17 protein-coding genes are annotated in these 15,698 nt (G+C 70.0%); 9 read left to right on the forward strand and 8 right to left on the reverse strand.

Annotated elements, in window-relative coordinates:
• Position 1: 1 nt before the first annotated feature.
• A complete protein-coding gene (locus tag AB0L64_RS18745) occupies positions 2-1,066 on the reverse strand; it encodes an FAD-dependent oxidoreductase (RefSeq protein ID WP_363711550.1) in 1,065 nt (354 codons plus the stop codon).
• 84 nt (positions 1,067-1,150) lie between these two features.
• Here AB0L64_RS18745 and dapC point away from each other — a divergent pair, with 84 nt between their 5' ends.
• The 3 genes from dapC (at position 1,151) to AB0L64_RS18760 (ending at position 4,450) form a co-directional block, all read left to right on the forward strand.
• On the forward strand, positions 1,151-2,251 hold the full coding sequence (dapC, locus tag AB0L64_RS18750; protein WP_363712365.1) for a succinyldiaminopimelate transaminase: 1,101 nt from the start codon (positions 1,151-1,153) through the stop codon (positions 2,249-2,251).
• 85 nt (positions 2,252-2,336) lie between these two features.
• Positions 2,337-3,674, forward strand: coding sequence for a M15 family metallopeptidase (locus tag AB0L64_RS18755; protein WP_363711552.1), 1,338 nt, complete (start codon positions 2,337-2,339; stop codon positions 3,672-3,674).
• Positions 3,671-4,450 (forward strand): hypothetical protein, encoded by a 780-nt coding sequence (locus tag AB0L64_RS18760; protein ID WP_363711554.1) that lies wholly within the window; start codon positions 3,671-3,673, stop codon positions 4,448-4,450. Before AB0L64_RS18755 ends, AB0L64_RS18760 begins: the two co-directional genes overlap by 4 nt.
• Here the strand turns inward: AB0L64_RS18760 and AB0L64_RS18765 are convergent.
• On the reverse strand, positions 4,440-5,435 hold the full coding sequence (locus AB0L64_RS18765; protein ID WP_363711556.1) for an alpha/beta hydrolase: 996 nt from the start codon (positions 5,433-5,435) through the stop codon (positions 4,440-4,442). The genes AB0L64_RS18760 and AB0L64_RS18765 overlap by 11 nt on opposite strands.
• Positions 5,436-5,584: 149 nt before the next feature.
• On the opposite strand from AB0L64_RS18765, the gene AB0L64_RS18770 reads away from it, so the two are divergent.
• Genes AB0L64_RS18770 through AB0L64_RS18780 form a run of 3 tightly spaced genes read left to right on the forward strand, consistent with a single transcriptional unit; the run spans position 5,585 to position 8,778 of the window.
• Positions 5,585-6,751 carry an amino acid deaminase/aldolase gene (locus AB0L64_RS18770; protein WP_363711558.1) on the forward strand — a complete coding sequence of 389 codons (1,167 nt, stop codon included), beginning with the start codon at positions 5,585-5,587 and terminating at the stop codon, positions 6,749-6,751.
• Positions 6,748-8,049, forward strand: a complete 1,302-nt coding sequence (locus AB0L64_RS18775) for a D-arabinono-1,4-lactone oxidase (RefSeq protein WP_363711560.1) — start codon at positions 6,748-6,750, stop codon at positions 8,047-8,049. Before AB0L64_RS18770 ends, AB0L64_RS18775 begins: the two co-directional genes overlap by 4 nt.
• Before the next feature lie 9 nt (positions 8,050-8,058).
• Positions 8,059-8,778: a PIG-L deacetylase family protein gene (locus AB0L64_RS18780; RefSeq protein ID WP_359936363.1), complete on the forward strand. Its 720-nt coding sequence runs from the start codon at positions 8,059-8,061 to the stop codon at positions 8,776-8,778.
• Here AB0L64_RS18780 and AB0L64_RS18785 read toward each other — a convergent pair.
• The 3 genes from AB0L64_RS18785 to AB0L64_RS18795 are packed head-to-tail and all read right to left on the reverse strand — an operon-like array spanning position 8,768 to position 10,724.
• Positions 8,768-9,175: a hypothetical protein gene (locus tag AB0L64_RS18785; protein ID WP_359936361.1), complete on the reverse strand. Its 408-nt coding sequence runs from the start codon at positions 9,173-9,175 to the stop codon at positions 8,768-8,770. The genes AB0L64_RS18780 and AB0L64_RS18785 overlap by 11 nt on opposite strands.
• Before the next feature lie 46 nt (positions 9,176-9,221).
• Complete coding sequence (locus AB0L64_RS18790) at positions 9,222-10,181, reverse strand: alpha/beta hydrolase (RefSeq protein ID WP_363712367.1); 960 nt, start codon at positions 10,179-10,181, stop codon at positions 9,222-9,224.
• Between the two features lie 6 nt (positions 10,182-10,187).
• Positions 10,188-10,724 (reverse strand): DUF6817 domain-containing protein, encoded by a 537-nt coding sequence (locus AB0L64_RS18795; protein WP_363711562.1) that lies wholly within the window; start codon positions 10,722-10,724, stop codon positions 10,188-10,190.
• Positions 10,725-10,952: 228 nt separating this feature from the next.
• Between AB0L64_RS18795 and AB0L64_RS18800 the strand changes: the two genes are divergently transcribed.
• Positions 10,953-11,090 (forward strand): hypothetical protein, encoded by a 138-nt coding sequence (locus AB0L64_RS18800; protein ID WP_359936355.1) that lies wholly within the window; start codon positions 10,953-10,955, stop codon positions 11,088-11,090.
• Positions 11,091-11,235: 145 nt separating this feature from the next.
• Here AB0L64_RS18800 and AB0L64_RS18805 read toward each other — a convergent pair whose 3' ends face one another.
• Together AB0L64_RS18805 and AB0L64_RS18810 are read right to left on the reverse strand one after the other, a co-directional pair.
• On the reverse strand, positions 11,236-11,682 hold the full coding sequence (locus tag AB0L64_RS18805) for a DUF6319 family protein (protein ID WP_363711564.1): 447 nt from the start codon (positions 11,680-11,682) through the stop codon (positions 11,236-11,238).
• A gap of 40 nt (positions 11,683-11,722) precedes the next feature.
• On the reverse strand, positions 11,723-12,340 hold the full coding sequence (locus AB0L64_RS18810; RefSeq protein WP_363711566.1) for a TetR/AcrR family transcriptional regulator: 618 nt from the start codon (positions 12,338-12,340) through the stop codon (positions 11,723-11,725).
• 69 nt (positions 12,341-12,409) lie between these two features.
• On the opposite strand from AB0L64_RS18810, the gene AB0L64_RS18815 reads away from it, so the two are divergent.
• Together AB0L64_RS18815 and AB0L64_RS18820 are read left to right on the forward strand one after the other, a co-directional pair.
• On the forward strand, positions 12,410-12,787 hold the full coding sequence (locus tag AB0L64_RS18815; RefSeq protein ID WP_363711568.1) for a nuclear transport factor 2 family protein: 378 nt from the start codon (positions 12,410-12,412) through the stop codon (positions 12,785-12,787).
• Positions 12,787-14,214, forward strand: a complete 1,428-nt coding sequence (locus AB0L64_RS18820) for an MFS transporter (RefSeq protein WP_363711570.1) — start codon at positions 12,787-12,789, stop codon at positions 14,212-14,214. The genes AB0L64_RS18815 and AB0L64_RS18820 overlap by 1 nt, the downstream gene beginning before the upstream one ends.
• Here AB0L64_RS18820 and gndA read toward each other — a convergent pair.
• Positions 14,142-15,617: an NADP-dependent phosphogluconate dehydrogenase gene (gene gndA / locus AB0L64_RS18825; RefSeq protein WP_363711572.1), complete on the reverse strand. Its 1,476-nt coding sequence runs from the start codon at positions 15,615-15,617 to the stop codon at positions 14,142-14,144. The genes AB0L64_RS18820 and gndA overlap by 73 nt on opposite strands.
• Positions 15,618-15,698: the final 81 nt, after the last annotated feature.

The following is a 15,698-nucleotide window of genomic DNA, read 5'->3' on the forward strand; positions in this document are numbered from 1 at the left end:
GTCACCTCTGGAACCCGAACCGCGCCGGCGTCTTCGCCGCACCCGTGACCAGGTCGCGGACGAAGGCGCCGACCAGCGGCACGAACTTGAAGCCCTGCCCGGAGAACCCGGCCGCGACCGTGACCGGCCCGGCGCGGTCGATGACGAAGTCGGACGTCGGCGTGTTGTCGTAGAGGCAGCTGATCGCCGTGGACCGGCCGGCGTCGAGCCCCGGGAACCACTCCTCGACATACCGCAGCAGGGTCGCGTCGCGCTCGGGTTCCGGCTGGAAATCCCGCGTGTCGGGGTCCACCTCCGGCCCGGTCGCGTGCAGACCGACCTTGACGCCGGAGCCGGGCTCGTAGAGGCCGTAGCTGGTCGGGCCGTGGTGCACGAAGCTGGGCCACTCCAGTTCGTCCGACACGGGCGTGAAGAACCGGGGCTGCTCCTGTGTCACCTTGAATGGCGGCAGCGTCACCAGACCGTCCGCCAGCCGCGGGGTCCAAGGCCCAGCCGTCAGTACGACGTGCCGCGCCCGCACCGCCCCGCCCGGTACGTCGAGCTCGACCAGCCCGTCGTACGTCCGCAGTGCCCGCACCGGCGACTGCACGCGGAACTCGGCGCCCAACCGAGCAGCGACGACCTGCAGCGCGTGCACGGTCCGATCGGCGTACAGCCGGCCCGACCCTGGCCGGTACAGCACCGGAGTCTCGAACCGGAACCCCGGCCAGCGCTCCGCAGCCTCTGCCGCGGTCAGCACGGAGCCGGTTGCCGCGTGCAACGAGCGGAAGACGGCTACCTCCGCGTCGCTCATCCCGTGGTCGACCCCGCCGGTCTCTTCGAGCAGGGTCTCGCCCGACTCCGCCTCCAGCTCCCGCCACAGCGGCCGGGCCTGCTCGGTCAGCTTGGCGATCTCCGCGTCGTCCGCGGCCGGCCGGAAGAGCCGCGTGGCCCCGTGCGACCCGCCCCGCTCGTGCCCGAGCGTGAACTGCTCCAGGACGACGACCTCTCGTCCCGCCGCGGCCAGTGCGCGCGCAGCGGCAGACCCCATCGCACCGGCCCCCACCACCGCCACGTCGTACGTCATCCGGTCACCCCCTGTCCGCACAGATCGTAGTGAAGTGGACAGTCGATCTCACCTGCCGAGCGGGTAGGGGAGAATGGCCGGGTGATCTTCGAGACCTCCAGCCGGTTGCCCGATTTCCCGTGGGACAAGCTCGACCCCTTCAAGCAGAAGGCGGCCGCGCACCCCGACGGCATCGTCGACCTGTCGGTCGGCAGCCCGGTGGACCCGGTGCCGGCGCTGGTCAAGCAGGCGCTGGCCGACGCCGCGGACGCCCCGGCGTACCCGACGACGATCGGTACGTCGGCGGCACGGCAGGCGGCCGTGGACTGGATGGCGCGGCGGCTCGAGGTGACCGGAGTGGACCCGCAGCGCGGCGTCCTGCCCGTGATCGGCACCAAGGAGCTGATCATGATGCTCCCGACGCTGCTCGGCATCGGGGCCGGTGACACCGTCCTGATCCCGGACCTGGCCTACCCGACGTACGAGGCCGGTGCGGCGCTCGCCCGGGCGGCCAGCGTGCCGGTCGCCGACCCGACGGCGTACGACGGCCCCGTCCGGGTCGCGTACCTGAACTCGCCGCGCAACCCGTCCGGGGAGATCACCCCGCCGGACGACCTGCGGCGTGCGGTCGAGTGGGCGCGGGCGAACGACGTCCTGCTGGTCAGCGACGAGTGCTACACCGAGTTCGGCTGGGACGAGAAGCCGGTGTCCGTGCTGCACCCGGACGTGTCCGGCGGCAGCTTCGACAACCTGCTGGCGGTGCACTCGCTGTCCAAGCGCTCCAACCTGGCCGGGTACCGCGGCGGCTTCGTGGCCGGCGACGAGACGGTCGTGGCCGAGTTGCTCGCCGTCCGCAAGCACGCCGGGCTGATGGTGCCGTCGCCGATCCAGGCCGCGATGGCCGCGGCGTTCGCCGACGACGCCCACGTGGAGGAGCAGCGTGCGCGCTACCTGCGTCGCCGCGCCGTACTGCGGGAGGCGCTGACCGACGCGGGCTGGGAGATCACCCTGTCGAACGGCGGGCTGTACTTGTGGGCATCGCACCCCTCGTACGACGCGTACGGCTCCGTCGGTGCGCTGGCGGACCGCGGCATCCTCGTCGCGCCCGGCGCGTTCTACGGGACCGCGGGCGAGCGGCACGTCCGCGTCGCGCTCACCGGGACCGACGAGCGCGTCGACGCCGCCGTGAAGCGACTGCAGGAGTAAAAGAAAACTTCCCGCCTTCGTGTGACGTCTCCCTGTGTGACTGCCTCTTATAGGGGTAGGTGTTGTCGAGGGGAGGGTGAGGCGGATGAGGCGCTTCGTTGGGGTGGCGGTCGCGGTTGTGCTGAGTCTCGGGTCCGTCGGCGTGGCCCATGCGGACGAGACTCCTTCGCCGAGCGTGACTCCGTCGGCGGCACCGGCTGAAACGCCGAACCCGACGCTTACGCCGACTCCCACACCCACGCCGACACCGACGCCGACACCGACGCAGTCGGCCGCGGTGACCCCGGCGGCGGCCTGGTCGATCACGCTGGACCAGCCGGCGGCCTCGTGGGAGGACAAGCCGACGGTCTTCACCGGCAAGATCAGCCAGCCGATCACCGGGTCGTACATCACGCTGTGGCAGCGGGTCCCGGGCGCCTGGGTGCTGCGCGCGTCGACCCGGACCACGACCGGCGGCGTGTACCGGTTCAGCTACGTCTCGGCGGCCCCGGGCACCTGGGCGTTCCGCACGATGATCGGGGTCAAGGCGGAGACGGCGCTCGCGATCTCGGACTACCGGACGGTGCCGATCCAGGACCGGAAGATCCTGATCACCACCCCGGCCTCCTGGTACGCGACGCTGACCGGCGTCTCGGTCACCGGCCGGATGGTGCCGGCCGAGCCGGGCAAGGAGCTCGCGCTGCAGGAGTATCTCGGCAGCGGCCGCTGGGCACTGCTGAACATCGCGAAGATGGATGCGGCCGGCAACTTCCGGCTGAGGGTCCCCGACGACCTGCCCAAGACCCGCACCGTCCGCGTCGTCACGCGGTACGTCACCCAGCCCGCGATGGAGTACTCCGGCCTGGCGACGATCGTCATCAAGGCGGCCCTGAACCCCAAGGTGTACGCCGTGTCCGCCGCGATGGTGCCCTACACCTATCGCAGCGGATGCCCCGTGCGGCCCTCGTCGCTGCGGCTGCTGCAGCTGAACTACTGGGGTTTCGACGGCCGCGTGCACCGGGGTGAGCTGATCCTGCGGGACGCCGCGGTGGCGAAGATGATCACCGTGTGGACCTCGACGTTCACGTCCAAGTTCCCGATCCGGCAGATGCGCCGGGTGGACGTGTTCGGCGGCAGCGACATCAAGTCGATGGCGGCCGACAACACGTCGGCGTTCAACTGCCGCCGCGTCACTGGCGACCCGTACTCGTTGTCGCCGCACTCGTACGGCTGGGCGATCGACATCAACACCGTCGAGAACCCGTACCTGGCCGCGGACGGCGTCTGGTATCCGTCGAACGGGCTGGCGTACCGCAACCGGTCGGTGGTGCGCCCGGGCATGCTGTTCTCCAGCAGTGTGGCCACGAAGGCCCTGATCGGACAGGGGTACTTCTGGGGCGCCGGCTGGGCCAAGCCCGACTACCAGCACTTCGAGCCGAAGTGAAGACCGTTGTAGTCGCCGGTGTCCTGGCTGCCGTCCTGGTCGGCTGCAGCTCCAAGTCGACAGCTGAGCAACCAGCACCGAGCTCAACGCCCAGTCCGACGCCGGTGATCCCCAGCACAGTCAGCGGGACGGTGCCGGTGCCGCCGACCACACTGCCCACCAGCAACCCGACTGACGCCGCCGTCCCGCCGGAGGTGCCGGAGCAAGCCACCGCCCCGCCTCCCGCGAACGCCGGCCCGCTCACCGCCGACAATCTCCCGGCCCCGGACAAGCTGGGCGCAGGGTGGAAGACGTACACGGACCCCGGTGGCGCAGAGGCGGGCTTCATCGGCAACAACACCTGGACCCGCCGGCGCGACCCGCACCAGGCGTCGTACGAGGCCCTGCCCTCCGGGTGCGCCGGCCAGCCGGTCAAGGGATCCCTCCCGATCCCGCAGTACGCACTGACCGGCAGCTACCGCACCGCCGACGCCTTACCCGCCACTGCGCTCCTGCTCCGCTTCAGCACCTCCGACGCGGCCACTGCGTACTACCGCGGCTACGAGGCCCGCATGAAGGCCTGCGGCACCGGCGGTGATCTGAGCGTCAAACAGCTCTGGGACACCGCCACAGCTGCTACCGCTGTTCGTACGTACGTCGGAGCGGAGGCCTACGTCGACGTGTCGGTCGTGAAGGGTTCGACAGTCGCCCTGCTCGCGACGAGCTCCGCACAACCGGACAAACAGGCCGACTGGGCACACACCGTCGTACCAGCCCTGGAAGCCGTCATCGACTAGCGTCGACCACTGCCTGCGCGAACTCGCGCGGCGCCTCCTGCGGCACGTTGTGCCCGACGTCGAACGTCCGGTGCTCGTACCGGCCGATGAAGTGGTCCCGGTACGACGAGCCGTCGCCGGCCGGCGTGAACGGGTCGTACCGGCCGTCGATCGTGATCGTCGGGACGCCGATCTTCGGCGCCTTCTGCAGCTGGACCTCCAGCTCGGCGTACTCCGGCTCCGCCGGGGCCAGGCTCTGCCGCCACCGGTAGTTGCCGATCACGATGGTCTCCCAGTCCGGGTTGTCGAAGGCGGCCGCGGTCCGGGCGTACGTCGCCGCGCTGTACTTCCAGGTCGGTGAGTTGAACTTCCAGATGAACTCGCCGAGCTCCCGCTTGTACTGGTGCAGGCCCTTCACGCCGCGCTCGGTGGCGAAGTAGTACTGGTACCACCAGGCGTTCTCGGCCGCGGGCGGCAGCGGGTTCAAGTTCGCCTCGAGGTTCGTGATCAGGTACCCGGTGACCGAGACCAGAGCCTTCACCCGCTCCGGCCAGAGCGCCGCGATGATGTCCGCGGTGCGCGAGCCCCAGTCGTAGCCGGCCAGCACAGCGCGCTGGATGCCGAGCGCGTCCATCAGCGCGAGGATGTCGAGCGCGAACGCGGCCTGGTCGACGTTGCGGGGAGTGCCGGCCGAGCGGAACGTCGTACTTCCGTGGCCGCGCAGGTAGGGCACCACGACGCGGTAGCCGCGGCGGGCGAGCAGCGGGGCGACCTGTTCGAAGCTGTGGATGTCGTACGGGAATCCGTGCAGCAGAAGCACCGGAGTGCCGTGCGCCGGGCCGAGTTCGACGTATCCGACGTTGAGGACACCGGCGTCGATCTGCTTGACCGGGCCGAAGGGCAGCTTCGGTGCGGCGGCCGCGCCGCCGGTCACGAGCGGGGCGACACCGGCCGCCAGTGCGGCGGCGCCGGTGGTCCGGAGGAGGGTGCGGCGGCTGACGTTCATGGAAGACCTCTCTGATCGGGCGTTGGCCGGTTCGCCCTCAGATTCGCCCGGACCGGGCACCGCTCGAACCCGTGAGATCCACTGGTCCGTCCGCACACCGCGCGAGAAGTTGTATTACCTTTCAGTATTTCGTGACCTACACTCCGGTTATGGGTGACTTCGACAGGTATGCCCGGCTCACCGCGCGGCTGGACGCGCCGTACGCGGTGATCGACCTCGCCGCGTTCCGGCGCAACGCCGACGACCTGGTCCGGCGCGCCGCCGGGACGCCGATCCGGATCGCGTCCAAGTCGGTCCGCTGCCGCGCGCTGATCGCGGCCGCGCTCGAGCGCCCCGGCTTCCGCGGCGTGATGAGCTACGCGCTCCCCGAGGCGCTCTGGCTGGCGCGCAACGGTGTCGACGACATCCTGCTCGGTTACCCGACGACGCATCGGGCCGCGCTCCGCGAGCTGTCGGAAGACCCCGGGGCGGCCTCCCGGATCACGCTGATGATCGACTCGCCGGAGCACCTCGGGTACATCAAGGCCGCCGCGACCGGCCCCGCCCGGATCCAGGTCTGCCTCGACGTCGACGCCTCGCTGCGAGTCCTCGGCCGGCACCTCGGCGTCCGGCGGTCCCCGCTGCGGACCCCGGCCGAGGTCGCGGCGCTCGCCCGGACGGTCGCCGCGGACGACACGTTCGAGCTGACCGGCGTGATGTTCTACGAGGCGCAGATCGCCGGTCTCCCGGACACCTCGCCGGCAGTCCGCTGGGTCAAGCGGCGGTCGGCCGCCGAGCTCGCCGACCGGCGCGGCGCCGTCGTCGACGCGGTCAAGCAGGTCGCGCCACTGCGGATCGTCAACAGCGGCGGCACGGGCAGCCTCGAGATCAGCAGCGCCGACCCGGTCGTCACCGAGGTCACCGCGGGCTCCGGTCTCTACGGCCCGACCCTGTTCGACAAGTACGACGTGTTCCAGCCCGAGCACGCGATGGCGTACGCGCTGGACGTCGTACGTCGCCCCGCGCCGCGGATCGCCACGCTCTTCGGCGGCGGGTACGTCGCGTCCGGGCCGGCCAAGAAGTCGCGGCTGCCGCTGCCGGCCGCGCCGTCCGGCCTGAAGCTGCTGGGCACCGAAGGCGCAGGCGAGGTACAGACGCCGGTCCAGGGTCAATCGGCCGATCGGCTGCGTCTAGGAGACAGAGTGTGGATGCGCTACGCGAAGGCGGGCGAGATGCTGGAGCGGTTCGACGTCGTGCAGGCGATCGGCTCGGACGAGTCGAGTGACCAGCTGACCGAACTCGTCACCTACCGCGGCGAAGGGAAGAACTTCGGATGAGCACCTGGCGGAACTGGGCCGGCACCGAATCGGCGACCGGGATCGAGACCCTGCGTCCGCGCTCCGCCGACGAGCTCGCGGCGGCGGTCAAGTCCGCGGCCGAGCAGGGCAAGAAGCTCAAGGCGGTCGGCTCCGGGCATTCGTTCACGGGCTGCTCGGTGCCGCAGGAGGTGATGATCCGCCTCGACGGGCTGTCGTCGATCACTCACGCGGACCAGGAGTCCGGCCGGGTGACCGTCGGTGCTGGCACCGGCCTGCGGAAGCTCAACGAGGGCCTCGCGGCCTTCGACCTGGCGATGGCGAACCTCGGCGACATCGACAAGCAGACCGTCTCCGGCGCGGTCTCCACCGGCACGCACGGGACCGGCGCGCGGCTCGGCGGCCTGGCCACGCAAATCGGCGCACTCGACCTGGTCACCGCCGACGGTTCGGTGCTGCACTGCTCGCCCGACGAGAACCCGGACGTGTTCGCCGCGGCCCGGGTGTCGGTCGGCGCGCTCGGTGTGATCAGCTCGCTGACGCTGCAGTGCGTGCCGGCGTTCCTGCTGCGCGCGCAGGAGATGCCGCTGCCGCTCGGCGAGGTCCTGGACGGTTTCGACGAGCTTGCCGACGGCAACGACCATTTCGAGTTCTACTGGTTCCCGCACACCGACATCGCGCTCACCAAGCGGAACAACCGGGTCGGCCCCGGCGTCGGAGCCTCGCCGGTCGGGCGGATCCGCGGCTGGATCGACGACGAGCTGCTGTCCAACAAGGTCTTCGAGCTGACCAACCGGCTCGCCGTGCGGCGACCCGGGACGGTGCCGCGGATCAACCGGATCGCCTCCCGCGCGCTGTCCGCCCGCGAGTACGTCGACGCGTCGTACAAGGTGTTCTGTTCCGAGCGCAACGTGATCTTCCGCGAGTCGGAGTACGCCGTGCCGCGGGAGCACGTGGTCGACGTGATCCGCCGGCTGCGCGAGTGGATCGACGCGTCCGGGTCGCGGATCCCGTTCCCGATCGAGGTCCGGGTGGCCGCGCCGGACGACATCTGGCTGTCCACGGCGTCCGGTCGCGCGACGGCGTATGTCGCGATCCATCAGTACCACCGGCTGCCGCACGACCCTTACTTCCGGGCCTTCGAGGACATCGTCGCCGACTACGACGGCCGGCCGCACTGGGGCAAGTTGCACACGCTGACGGCCGCCGAGCTGCGCGGCCGGTACCCGCACTTCGACGACTTCCTCGCCGTTCGCGACCGGCTGGATCCGCAGCGAACGTTCGAGAACCCCTACACCCGCCAGGTCTTCGGCGGCTAGCCTGCGACCATGAGTGAACCTCAACCGCTCGAACCGGTGACCGAAGACTGGCAGAAGGCGCTCGCTGTCGTCGCCCACCCGGACGACCTGGAATTCGGCACCGCGGCCGCGATCGCGCGGTGGACCGGACAGGGCAAGCAGGTCGTGTACTGCCTGCTGACCTCCGGCGAGGCGGGTATCGACGGCGTCGACCCGGCCGAGTGCGGCCCGCTGCGCGAGGCCGAGCAGATCGAGTCGTCCCGGATCGTCGGTGTCTCCGTGGTCGAGTTCCTCGGCCAGCCGGACGGCACCATCGAGTACGGCGTGGCGCTCCGCCGCCTGATCACCGCCGCGATCCGCCGGCACCAGCCGGACATCGTCATCACGAACAACTTCCGCGACACCTGGGACGGCGACGTGGCGCTGAACCAGTCCGATCACATCAGCACCGGTCGCGCCACGCTCGACGCGGTCCGGGACGCCGCGAACCGGTGGATCTTCCCGGACGCCGGCGACAAATGGGACGGCGTACGGCAGGTGTGGGCGGCCGGCTCACCGAACTCGCGGCACGGCGTGGACACGACCGACACGTTCGAGGTCGGTGTCCGGTCCCTGCAGGCGCACAAGGCTTACATCGACGGCTTGAACCGCGGCTTCGACGCCGAGGAGTTCCTCGAAGGTGCGTCCCGCCCGGCCGGTACCAGGCTGGGCACGAAGTACGGCACGCGGTTCGAGGTCTTCACTCCGTGAGGTAGGCGCGCAGGTGCGGCGGCGTCGGCTTCGGGCGGCGCGGCTCGCGGTCGCCTGCGGTGTCCGGGCCGGGCGGGTTGTTCGGACCCACCCACGAGCGGACCAGTGCGCGGCCGCCCTTGCGGGTCAGCCGGTGCAGGTCGATCTGCTGGACCTGGGCGGCCGGGATGCCGAGCTGGGCGAGGCTCCGGTTGGCCATCTCGCAGGCCGCGTCGTGCTTGCGCGGCGACAGCTTCTGCTGCAGGACGATCGCTATCGTGCCGTCCGGCAGGTCCTCGATCCGCTGGAAGCGCAGGCCCTTGTCCAGGGAGCACGAGTTCAGCGCGAGGTCGATGTAGGCGGCGTTGGACAGTCGGCGATCAGGCTTCGCGCGCGCAACCACTTCGTATCGGGCCATGCTCCGATCATCCGTCGGCCCGCACCGGAATTCCAGGAATCTGCGATCAGCGAAGTCGGTCGATCGCGGCCGCCACCTCGGCCGGGTGGGAGATCGGCGTGAGGTGGTTGGCGTCCGGGATCAGCGTCGGTGCGGGGGCGCCGATACGGGTCGCGGTCTCGGCCGGGTTCCCGCCGTTGGTGTCCTCGGCGCCGAAAACCACCGCTTTCGGGAGCTTCAAGGCACTGAGCATCGCCAGCCGGTCGGGGGAGACCGCCGGGATGCCGTGCGCCGTCATCTGCCAGACCGCCTGCTCCGCGCCGGGCTGCCGGAACGGGCGCGTCCACTGGTCGACATCCATTTCCGGGCAAGCGGGGGAGCAGACGCTGTTGTAGACCCGCTTCAGCAGCCAGCCCTGGTCGAGCACCAGCCGGAACAGCGAGGTCCGGTACGGCGGGACGACCAGCCAGCGCGGCGGCCCGGCCTGACCGCCCGGCAACGGCAGCCCGTCGCCGTCGAGGAACATGATCCCGCCGATCCGGTCCGGCGCCTCGAGCGTCGCCTCGGCCGCGATCCCGGCGCCGAGCGAGTGCCCGACCAGGATCGGCCGCGGTTCGCCCGGCCCGCCGAGCTGCATCGCCTCCAGGAACCCGAGCAGCTGCGCGGCGAGATGCTCGACCGTGTACGGCCCCTTGCGCTCGGAATACCCGTAGCCGGTGATGTCGTACGCGTACACGCGATGGTTGGTGGCGAGCAGCGGCACGACCCGTGACCACGTGTCGACGGACTCCGCCGAACCGTGGACGAGGACGACGGGCGCTCCCGACGTACCCCAGGTGTCGTAGCGGGTGTTGATGCCGGCCGCCTGAACGTACTTGAGGCCGGGCGGCGGCGCGGCGGTTCCGTTGGTGGCGAGGTTGTAGCCGAGAGAAGCCGCGGTGACGATCAGCCAGAGCCCGAGAAGTCCCAGGAACCCCCGCCACAGGAACCGTTTACGGCCCCCAGTCTGACAGTGAGGCGCTGTCAGCGGATCCTAGAGCTGCAGGATCCGCTGGGACTCGTTGAGCACCGCCGGCGAGGCTAGGGACTGCCAGCGCGGGATCTGCTCCTGGAGGAACGGGCGCAGCTGCACGGCCCGCTCGGCGTCGTGGTCGAGGACGTCGAGCTCGTTGACGATCGTCAGGTCGACGAAGTCGCGGAGCTCCTCGGTGCCGAGCTCCTCCGAGGTGCCGGTGAAGCGGTCCGTCACCGTCCGGTGCTCGGCGAGGTCACGCCACGTGGTCTCCCGGTCGCACGCGCCGTACCGGTAGACGATCAGCTCGGCATCGGTACCGATCACCGACTCCAGGACCGGACGCTCGGTCTGCCAGTCGAAGAGCTGGGTCGGGAAGCCGTCGGTGCCGTACGCGGCGTGCGCCAGGCCGGCCAGCACCAGGGTGTCGGACGCACCCATGGAGCCGAGGCGCTTGGCGACGCGGTGCAGGTGGACATACAGGCTTCCGCCCGCATGGTCGATCTCGTCGGCGCCGCGCACCAGCAGCAGCGAACCCAAGTCCTGGAAAGTGCTCATCTGACCCCTTCTCACCCCGGAGCGGCCAAATCCCGCAGGGCACCCACGGTAAGGGCAATGAACGACCCCCGCCCAGCACTACGGCGTGCCGTTTCAGTCACACCGTGTTCATGTCCCGGTTCATGTCTGGTTCGCTGCTCAGGACTCCGCCGGAGGCGATCCCGGAGCGAGCCCTGAAACCGGCCGACAGAGGTTCCGGACGGTGGGAGCCGGCGGGACCATCAGGACATGAGCAACACCGCAGCCCGCTGGACGCTGGTGGCCGTGCTGGCCGCCGTGCTCCTGCTGACCATCACCGTCACCAACGCCCTGGCCGCCGCCGAGGACCGTCCCGGCACGCCGGCCTCCGCCACCGCCGACCGCTGACCCCAGCTGGTTGCTGCAGGCAAAGAGTCGACCAAGGCGGCTGCAGACAATCAGAACCCGTCCGCAACCACCTCACACGGTTGCGGACGGGTCCTGCATTTTCTGCCCGTGGTGGTCAGGGAAGGTGACCGACCACGGGGAGTCTTCAGTCGAGGTCGGCGAGAGCCTTGCGGGCGGCTTCGAGCTCGGCCTCGAGGGCGGCGACCTTCGCGGCCTGCTGCGCGCGGGCCTCCTCGATCACCTCGTCGATCGGGGTCGACAGGTCCTCGTGCAGCTCCTTGGCCGCGCGGGACACCGCGGCCGCGGCGACGGCCAGGTCGCGCGCCAGGTAGGTCGTGCCCTGCTTCAGCTCGGCCCGCCACTCGCCGTCCGCGGTGCCGGTGACGGTCAGCGTGAGCTCGAGGGTCTTGGTCTTCTTGCCCGCGGCCTTCTTCGCCGGCGCCTTCTTCGGCTTCGCGACCTCGGCCGAGTCCGTGTCGGACGCTTCGGACGTGTCGGGGGTTTCGGCAGCCGCGGCGGCCGACGAGTTCATCAGGTCGGGAGTGTCGGCGGCGTCGGACGGCGTCTCTACTGCCAGAGTGTCTACAGTCATCGTTGCGGCGATCTCCTTCGGAACTGGCACTGTGCGACCATTAGAACACATGTTCGATTCGCACACCAACCAGCCTGACCAGGAAGCGATCGATCTGTGCTTCCAGCGGTGGCAGCTCCGCCTCCGGCTCGTTGATCCGGATCGAGACCGCGCCGTGCACGGCCGCGCGGAGATCGAGCGCCACGGCCGCCGCGTCGTCGGCCGGCGCGAGTCCGGCGTCCATACAGGCCTGGACGGCGGCCTTCGCGCGGACCGCCAGTTCCTCCTTGAAGACCAGGTGCATCCGCCGGTTCAGCGTGCTCTCGTGCAGCACCTTGTAGAGCCCGGCGTAGTCGCGCGTCCAGGTGGCGAGGAAGAGCAGCCGCGCGCGTAGTCGCCGTACCGGATCGTCGCCGGCGCTCGTCTCGGCCTCCTCGAGGTCGCGCAGCAGGTCGGCGGTGCACTGCTCGAGGGCGGCGAACACAAGTTCGTCGCGGTCGGCGAAGTGGATGTACACCGAGGTTGCCGCGATCCCGACCTCGCGGGCGACCGCGCGCAGCGACAGCGCCTCGTCGTCGCCGAGTTCGTTGAGCATCCGCAACGCCGCGTCGATGATCTCGCGGCGCAGCAGTTCGCCTTGCCCGCGCCGGTTGCGGCTCCGCGTCGTCCCAGCATCCATAGGCCGATTGTATTGCAACGCACGTTGCCTTACAGTCGTAGCACTACAGCTGTTCACTTAAGGATGACGATGAGCGAACGCAACAAGCAGACGGTCCGCGACTTCTGCGAGGCCGGCCTGAACCAGAAGGACTTCCACGCCGCGGCCCAGCTGATCGGCGACCGCTACGTGCAGCACAACCCGCGGATCGCGGACGGCATCGCCGGTTTCGAGGCCTTCGTCGCGACCCTGCGACGGGATTTCCCCGACCTGCGGGCCGAGGTCAAGCAACTCTTCGCCGACGGCGACCACGTCATCGCCCACGTGTACGGCGTGCGCGTGCCGGGGCAGCCGGGGACGGCGATCGTGGACATCTTCCGCCTCGACGAGGACGGCAGGATCGTCGAGCACTGGGATGTCATGCAGCCGATCCCCGACACCGCCGCGAACTCGAACGGGATGTTCTAGTGGCGACCACGGCGGTGCCGGCCCAGGTTGATGCCAAGCGGTGGTGGGCGTTGGCGGCGGTGGCGACGGCGCAGTTGATGGTGGGGATCGATCTGACGATCGTGAACATCGCGCTGCCGTCGATGCAGCAGGACCTGGGGTTGTCGGATCCGTCGCGGCAGTGGGTGATCACGCTCTTCGCGCTCGGGTACGGCGGTCTGCTGCTGCTCGGCGGCCGGATGAGCGACCTGATCGGACGGCGGCGGGCGCTCCTGGCGGGGCTGACCGGCTTCGCGCTGGCCTCCGCGCTGGGCGGCGCAGCGACCGGTGGAGCCGTGCTTCTCACAGGACGTGCACTACAGGGCGTCTTCGGCGCGCTTCTGACTCCGGCCGTGCTGGCGACGCTCGCAGCCTCGTTTCCGTCGCCGGCTGAGCGTGGCAAGGCGTTCGGGATCTACGGCGCAGTCATGGGCAGTGCGTCCGGACTGGGCATCTTGGCAGGCGCAGTGCTGACGGAGTACTTGGACTGGCGCTGGGCCATGTACGTGAACCTGCCGATCGCGGCACTGGCCACAGCAGGTGTCCTTTACGCCGTACCTCCCGTGCAGCGTGCCAGTGGCATGCGGGTCGACGTACTAGGTGCGGTGCTGGCGACAACAGGTCTGATGGCGGTGGTGTTCGGGTTCGGCCGGGCGGAGTCGGACGGGTGGAGTGCGCCGGCGACGTATGCGTCGGTGGCTGTCGGCGTGGCGCTACTGGCCGGGTTCTTGGCCGCGCAGGCGCGCGTTGCCAATCCGCTCCTGCCGTTAAGGGTCCTCAGAGACCGCAAGCGAGGCGGCTCGTACTTGGCGGTGTTCAGCCTGGCCATCGGCATGTTCGCCGCGCTGTTCTTTCTGACCTTCTACCTGCAGACGGTCCGCCACTACTCGCCGATCAGGGCCGGACTGGGCTTCCTGCCGCTGACAGTCGGACTCATGGTCGGAGTGCGTGCGGTGAGCCGGCTGCTCGCCAGGGCGAGCGTGCGCGCACTCATCTGCCCCGGACTGCTCACCATCGCGGCAGGTCTCGCACTGCTCGGTCTTCTGCGCCCGGACAGCAACTACTGGCTGCAGGTCATGCCAGTCTTCCTGCTGGTCGGCCTGGGGACCGGATGGGTCCTGGTCACGGCCAACAGCACCGCCACGCTCGGCGCCGGCGCCGACAGCGCGGTGGCCGGCGCCATGGTGATGACGTCCCAGCAGGTCGGCGCATCACTCGGTACGGCGTTGCTCAGCACAGTCGCCGGAACGGTGGCCGCTCACTCCGACGCCGTCCACGGGTTCAACGTGGCCGGCGTCGGAGCCGCAGGCTTCCTCTGTGTTGCTGCGGTCGCTGTCTACTGGGTGCTCTCGGAGCGATCGCCCGACCACTCGAGGTGGAAGCTGCCTTCACGGTCGACGCGCTTGTAGGTGTGCGCGCCGAAGAGGTCGCGCAGGCCCTGGATCAGGGCGGCCGGCAGGCGCTCGGCGCGGAGGCCGTCGTAGTACGACAGTGCGGCCGAGAATCCCGGAGCCGGAACGCCGACGGTCGCCGCGGTCGCCACCACGCGGCGCCACGCCTCCTGCCCGCTCGCGACCGCGTCCCGGAAGTAGTCGTCGACGAGCAGCGACGGCAGGTCCGGGTTGCGGTCGTACGCCTCCTTGATGCGGTCCAGGAACCGCGCCCGGATGATGCAGCCGCCGCGCCAGATCGTCGCCATCGCGCCGAGGTCGATGTTCCAGCCGTACTCGTCGCTGGCGGCGCGGATCGCGTCGAAGCCCTGCGCGTACGCGACCAGCTTCGACGAGTACAGCGCGTGCCGTACGTCGTCGATGAACGCGTCCCGGTCGACGTCCGCCTTCGTCTCCGACGGACCGGGCAGTACGCCGGCGGCAGCCTCCCGCCGTACGACGTCACCCGACAGCGACCGCGCGAACACGGCCTCGGCCATGCCGCTGACCGGGATGCCCAGGTCGAGCGCCGACTGCACCGTCCACCGGCCGGTGCCCTTCTGCTCGGCCTGGTCGAGGACGATGTCGACGAACGCGCCGCCGCTCGTCGGGTCGGTCTGGCTGAGCACCTCGGCGGTGATCTCGATCAGGAACGACTCGAGGTCGCCGGTGTTCCAGTCCCGGAACACGTCCGCGAGCTCCGCGGGGGCCAGGCCGAGGACGTGCCGGAGCAGGTCGTACGCCTCCGCGATCAGCTGCATGTCGGCGTACTCGATGCCGTTGTGCAGCATCTTCACGAAGTGACCGGCGCCGTCCGGACCGACGTGCACACAGCACGGCTCGCCGTTCACGTGGGCGGAGATCTTGGTGAGCATCGGCTCCAGCGCCGCGTACGACTCCGGGGAGCCGCCCGGCATGATGCTCGGGCCGTTCAGTGCGCCCTCCTCGCCGCCGGAGACGCCGCTGCCGACGAAGTGCAGGCCCTTCTCCTTCAGCGCCGCCTCCCGGCGCCGGGTGTCGACGAAGTGCGCGTTACCGGCGTCGACGACGATGTCGCCCTCGTCGAGCAGTGGCACCAGCTCGTCGATGACCGCGTCGGTCGGCGCGCCGGCCTTGACCATGATGATCACCTTGCGCGGCTGCTCCAGCGACTCGACGAAGCCCGCGAGGTCCGTCGACGGCACGAAGTCGCCCTCCGAGCCGAACTCCGCGACCAGTGCGTCGGTGCGGGCCTGGGAGCGGTTGTGCAGAGCGACGCGGAACCCGTTGCGCGCGAGGTTCCGGGCCAGGTTGCGGCCCATTACCGCTAGGCCGGTTACGCCGATCTGGGCTTTGCCTGACTGGGGCGGTGGGGTGGGTCCGTCAACAGAGCTGGTACTCATCGAAATCTCCCGCAGTCTCAAGTTGTGTGCTGACCAAGTCTCGCGCGACCGGCAAGGGCGGTCTGCAGCGGGCTCGGCAAC

Source organism: Kribbella sp. NPDC051936, from assembly GCF_040680955.1.
In the GTDB taxonomy this organism is placed as follows: Bacteria; Actinomycetota; Actinomycetes; order Propionibacteriales; family Kribbellaceae; genus Kribbella.

Coding starts and splice junctions, on each gene's coding strand:
- AB0L64_RS18745 (WP_363711550.1), bottom strand. CDS start 1,066: ATGACGTACGACGTGGCGGTGGTGGGGGCCGGTGCGATGGGGTCTGCC.
- AB0L64_RS18755 (WP_363711552.1), top strand. CDS start 2,337: ATGAGGCGCTTCGTTGGGGTGGCGGTCGCGGTTGTGCTGAGTCTCGGG.
- AB0L64_RS18765 (WP_363711556.1), bottom strand. CDS start 5,435: ATGAACGTCAGCCGCCGCACCCTCCTCCGGACCACCGGCGCCGCCGCA.
- AB0L64_RS18770 (WP_363711558.1), top strand. CDS start 5,585: ATGGGTGACTTCGACAGGTATGCCCGGCTCACCGCGCGGCTGGACGCG.
- AB0L64_RS18775 (WP_363711560.1), top strand. CDS start 6,748: ATGAGCACCTGGCGGAACTGGGCCGGCACCGAATCGGCGACCGGGATC.
- AB0L64_RS18780 (WP_359936363.1), top strand. CDS start 8,059: ATGAGTGAACCTCAACCGCTCGAACCGGTGACCGAAGACTGGCAGAAG.
- AB0L64_RS18785 (WP_359936361.1), bottom strand. CDS start 9,175: ATGGCCCGATACGAAGTGGTTGCGCGCGCGAAGCCTGATCGCCGACTG.
- AB0L64_RS18795 (WP_363711562.1), bottom strand. CDS start 10,724: ATGAGCACTTTCCAGGACTTGGGTTCGCTGCTGCTGGTGCGCGGCGCC.
- AB0L64_RS18800 (WP_359936355.1), top strand. CDS start 10,953: ATGAGCAACACCGCAGCCCGCTGGACGCTGGTGGCCGTGCTGGCCGCC.
- AB0L64_RS18805 (WP_363711564.1), bottom strand. CDS start 11,682: ATGACTGTAGACACTCTGGCAGTAGAGACGCCGTCCGACGCCGCCGAC.
- AB0L64_RS18810 (WP_363711566.1), bottom strand. CDS start 12,340: ATGGATGCTGGGACGACGCGGAGCCGCAACCGGCGCGGGCAAGGCGAA.
- AB0L64_RS18815 (WP_363711568.1), top strand. CDS start 12,410: ATGAGCGAACGCAACAAGCAGACGGTCCGCGACTTCTGCGAGGCCGGC.
- gndA (WP_363711572.1), bottom strand. CDS start 15,617: ATGAGTACCAGCTCTGTTGACGGACCCACCCCACCGCCCCAGTCAGGC.